This window comes from Bradyrhizobium sp. P2_E8 (assembly GCF_056403875.1).
On record NZ_JBFUES010000683.1, the window covers coordinates 1 to 4,281 of the forward strand.

Consider the following 4,281-nt stretch of genomic DNA (forward strand, 5'->3'; position numbering starts at 1 on the left):
CCACGTCGACCGCCTCGCCGACGACCACGCCAATGCGCGCGCGCTCGCCCGCGGATTGTCGCAGATCGCAGGCGTCGAGGTGCAGGAGCCCGAGACCAATCTCGTGTTCTTCAAGCCCGATGGCGCCGGAATCGCCGGCGACAAGATGGTCGCCGCGCTCCGTCAGCGCGGCGTGACGCTTGCGATGATGGACGGCCGCATCCGCGCCTGCACCCATCTCGACGTCAATGCGAGCCAGATCGAGGAGACGATCGGATACGTGCGCGAGATCGTGCGCGGGGCGTAGGTCCCGTAGCCCGGGTGAGCGCAGCGATACCCAGGAATCCACGAAAGCGGCGCAACGTCCGCGATCAGCGCCCCATCGCCTGATAGATCAGCGTCTTCAGCGCCAGTTGGATCCGGCCGCGCTGCGACGGGGTCTGCACCATGAAGATCCCGAACAGATCGTCTTCGGGGTCGATGAAGAAGAATGTGCCGCCGACGCCGTCCCAGCGATATTCGCCTGTAGGCCAGGACGTGCCTGATGGCACCGAGGTGCGCACGGCAAAGCCGAGGCCAAATCCGGAGTTCCCGCCCGGATAATAATTATGATCGCGCGCGATCTTCGTCTCCGGTCCGACATGATCCGACGCCATCAGCGCAATGGTCTCGGGCTTGAGATAACGCCGGCCCTCGTAGATGCCGCCGTTGAGCAGCATCTGCGCGAACCGGGCGTAATCGCCGACGGTGCCGACCATGCCGCCGCCGCCGGATTCCCATGTTATGGGCAGCCTGATATCGCGGACCTGCGTCGTCGGATTGATGTTGCGGTCCTCCGGCATCGGCTCGGCAATGCGGGAAAACTTGGCGGGATCGGCGACAAAGAATGCCGTCTCGGTCATGCCGAGCGGACCGAGCAGCCGCTCCCTCTCGAATTGGAGCAGCGTCTTTCCCGAGATCACCTCGATCACGCGGCCGAGCACGTCGGTGGAAAAGCCGTAATCCCACACCGTGCCGGGCTGCTCGACCAGCGGCAGCGTGGCGATCTTCGCGGCGAAGTCGGCATTGCCGAGATTACTGTGGAAGAGATTGGCCTCGGCGTAGAGCTCGCGCACCGCGCCGCCGCCGTAATAGCCATAGGGCAACCCCGAAGTGTGGCGCAGCAGGTCCTTGATCGTGACCGGACGATCGAGCGGCTCCAGCACCAGCGCGACCTTGCCGTCCTCGGCCTTCTTTTCGACGCCGACCTTCATACCGGCAAAGGCCGGAATGTATTTTGAAACGGGATCGTCGAGCGCGAGCTTGCCCTCCTCGACCAGCATCATCGCCATCACGGAGGTGACCGGCTTCGACATCGAATAGAGGCGGAAGATCGTGTCCGCGCTCATCGAAATCCCGGTCGCGACGTCGCGGACGCCGAAATTCTCGTAATAGACCGGTTTGCCGTGCTGCTGGAGCAGCAGCATTGCGCCGGGTATCTTCCCGGTCGCGACCTCGTTCCTGATGTAGTCGGAGACTTTCGCCAGACCTTCAGGCGAGAGGCTGCGCGCGGGGCGCCCCTCGGAGCCTGCTCTCGCGCCGACGACACCGACCAGAACGACGAGCGCCGCGATCAGCGCGCGGCGCCCGCTCATGTCACTTCTCCATGGCTTCATAAACCAACTGCTTCAGTGTCCGTTGCACGCGCTGGCGCTCGGTCGGAGTCTGCTCCAGCAGCACGAAGAACATGTCCTGCTTGGGGTCGATCACGAAATAGCAGCCGGAGGCGCCGTCCCACTTCAATTCCCCGAGATCGCCGGGCGGCGGCGGCTTGGCATTGCCGGGGTCGGTGCGGACCGCAAGGCCGAGGCCGAAGCCAAAACCGTCGCCGGGGAAGTAGAAATAATCGCGATCGACGCCGGAGCCCGGGCCGATCTGATCGGTCGTCATCAGCTTGAACGCCTCGGGCTTGAGGATGGTCTTGCCGTCGAGACTGCCGCCATTGAGCAGCATCTGCGCGAAGCGCTCATAGTCGGCCATGGTCGTGACCATGCCGCCGCTGGCGAACTGGATCTTCTTGACGACCGTCGGATCGTTGATCCGGCCGACCCTGAAATCGCTGTCGTTGGGCACCGGCTGCGCCAGCAGCTTCTGCTTCTCGGGGGCCGTAACGAAGAAGCCGGTATCGACCATGCCGAGCGGATCGAGCAGCTTCTCCCGCATGATGTCTATCAGCGGCTTGCCCGCCGCGATTTCCATCACGCGCGCGAGGATGTCGGTGGAGTGGCCGTACTGCCACAGCCCGCCCGGCTGGTTGTGCAGCGGCAGTTTGGCGATGCGCTCGGCGAACTCGGCGAGGTCGAAATCGCCGGCATAAATGTTGGCCTCGCGATAAGCCTTACGCACCAGGCTGTCGCCATAGAAGCCATAGGTGATGCCGGAAGTGTGACGCATCAGGTCGAGCACCGTCATCGGCCGCGTCGGCGGCACCAGCTCGAGCGACTTGGTGCCGTCATCGGCCTTCTTCTCGACGCCGACCTTCACGTTGGCGAAGGACGGAATGTATTTCGAGACGGGATCGTCGAGCTTGATCTTGCCGTCCTCGATCAGCTGCACCGCGACGACGGAGGTGATCGCCTTGCTCATCGAGAACAGGCGGAAGATGGTCTTGTCGGTGATCGGCGCTTTGCTGGCGACGTCCTGCACGCCGAAGGCTTCGTGGTAGACCGGCTTGCCGTGCTGCCGGATCAGCACGGTCGCGCCGGCGATCTTGCCGGTTGCGACCTCGTTCTTGAAGAACTCGCTGACTTTGGCGAGCTTGTCCTGATTGAAATGTGCGCCGGCCGGGATCTCGTAGGTGCCCTCTGCCCGTGCGAACGACATCGCTCCAAGCGACAGCAGCGCGCCGCAGGCGAGCGCACGCAGTCCAGATTGTGAAATCATGTCCCCTCCCCGTAACATGGCCGGGCGGAGTGTACTGACCGCGTCATCAGGCACAAGGGCTGCTGTGTCGCGCAAGCGCCTCGGCATGGAGCTTGGCGCTCGGCTCGGCAAAGCAGCAGAACACCACGCGCGCAACGGATGGCGCGACGGCGAGCCCTTCGATTGTCGTGCGCACGGCGATATCCGCCGCCCGGCCCGCGGGAAAGCGGAAAATGCCGGTCGAAATCGCGGGAAATGCCACCGAGGTCAGCTTGTGCTTCCCGCACAGCTCGATCGAACGGCGATAGCAGGAGGCGAGCAGATCGTCTTCGTCCAGCGTGCCGCCATTCCAGACCGGACCGACGGTATGGATCACGTGCGCGGCCTTGAGCCGATAGCCCTTGGTGATTTTGGCGTCGCCCGTTTTGCAGCCGTGGAGCATCCGGCATTCGGCGACCAGATCGGGCCCGGCTGCCCGATGGATCGCGCCATCGACGCCGCCCCCGCCCAGGAGCGACGTGTTGGCGGCGTTGACGATGGCGTCAACGCTCAGTGTCGTGATGTCAGCAACGATGACCTCGAGCTCCGCGCCGCCAATCCGGCGCGACAGCGCGGTCACGCGTCAGGCCGCGACTGCGACGCCCTTCTCGGAGAGGAGCTGCTGCAATTCGCCAGCCTGGAACATCTCGCGGACGATGTCGCAGCCGCCGACGAATTCGCCCTTCACATAGAGCTGGGGAATGGTCGGCCAGTTGGAGAAGGTCTTGATGCCGTTGCGCAGTTCTGCGGATTCGAGGACGTTGAGGCCCTTATAGCCAACGCCGAGGTGGTCGAGGATCTGCACGACCTGGCCGGAGAAACCGCACTGCGGAAATTGCGGCGTGCCCTTCATGAACAGAACCACGTCGTTCGACTTCACTTCGTTGGCGATGAATTCCTCGATGCTCATATCCATGTCCTTCTGGGGCGGAGCCCTCAACAATCACTCCGGGCCGGCTCAGCCGATTTAACCCGATACCTACCTATATATGTAGCCCAAACCGTTGTGCATCCAAAGTAAAATGGCGGYGAACAACCCCTCGGCGGCCGGTCCTGCTGGCACCGGCCCCATTGCATGATGACACGAATATCATCACCGGGGAGGACTTTCATACCGTAACGGAGCCCCTATCTAGGACGAACCTTGGTTTTGGAACCGGGCAACGCCAACAACGTTCTCTTGTCCTGTCTGGAGAAAAACGTGACGAAACCAGCCTCCGCCACGGCCGCCCCGCCAATTTCGTCACCGTCCTCCGACCCGGGCAATCTCGCCCAGCGGCTGGAGGATGGGTTTCTCGCCGTCCGCAACGAGACCGAGCGCCGGGCCGCCCCGCTGTCGCCGGAGGACCAGCAGATCCAGTC

General features: G+C 63.5%; 4 protein-coding genes and 2 pseudogenes. 2 read left to right on the forward strand and 4 right to left on the reverse strand.

All coding sequences use genetic code 11. The features are described from left to right. Positions 1 to 286, forward strand: a pseudogene (locus tag AC1D00_RS29460) (low specificity L-threonine aldolase); the annotation flags it as partial. Positions 287 to 350: 64 nt separating this feature from the next. On the opposite strand, the gene AC1D00_RS29465 reads toward AC1D00_RS29460, so the two are convergent. From AC1D00_RS29465 to grxD, 4 genes are read right to left on the reverse strand one after another with little or no spacing between them, the layout of a single operon-like run. Continuing rightward, positions 351 to 1,613: a serine hydrolase domain-containing protein gene (locus AC1D00_RS29465; protein ID WP_477013087.1), complete on the reverse strand. Its 1,263-nt coding sequence runs from the start codon at positions 1,611 to 1,613 to the stop codon at positions 351 to 353. A 1-nt stretch (position 1,614) separates the two neighbouring features. Next, the gene (locus tag AC1D00_RS29470; RefSeq protein ID WP_477013088.1) at positions 1,615 to 2,901 is read right to left on the reverse strand and encodes a serine hydrolase domain-containing protein; all 1,287 of its coding nucleotides are present in this window, start codon (positions 2,899 to 2,901) and stop codon (positions 1,615 to 1,617) included. Between the two features lie 46 nt (positions 2,902 to 2,947). Then, entirely contained in the window at positions 2,948 to 3,499 is a 552-nt protein-coding gene (locus tag AC1D00_RS29475) for an O-acetyl-ADP-ribose deacetylase (RefSeq protein WP_477013089.1), read from the reverse strand. 3 nt (positions 3,500 to 3,502) lie between these two features. Beyond that, entirely contained in the window at positions 3,503 to 3,829 is a 327-nt protein-coding gene (gene grxD / locus AC1D00_RS29480) for a Grx4 family monothiol glutaredoxin (protein WP_027548651.1), read from the reverse strand. A 240-nt stretch (positions 3,830 to 4,069) separates the two neighbouring features. Between grxD and AC1D00_RS29485 the strand changes: the two are divergent. Continuing rightward, positions 4,070 to 4,281 (forward strand): annotated as a pseudogene (locus AC1D00_RS29485) (ergothioneine biosynthesis protein EgtB); the annotation flags it as partial.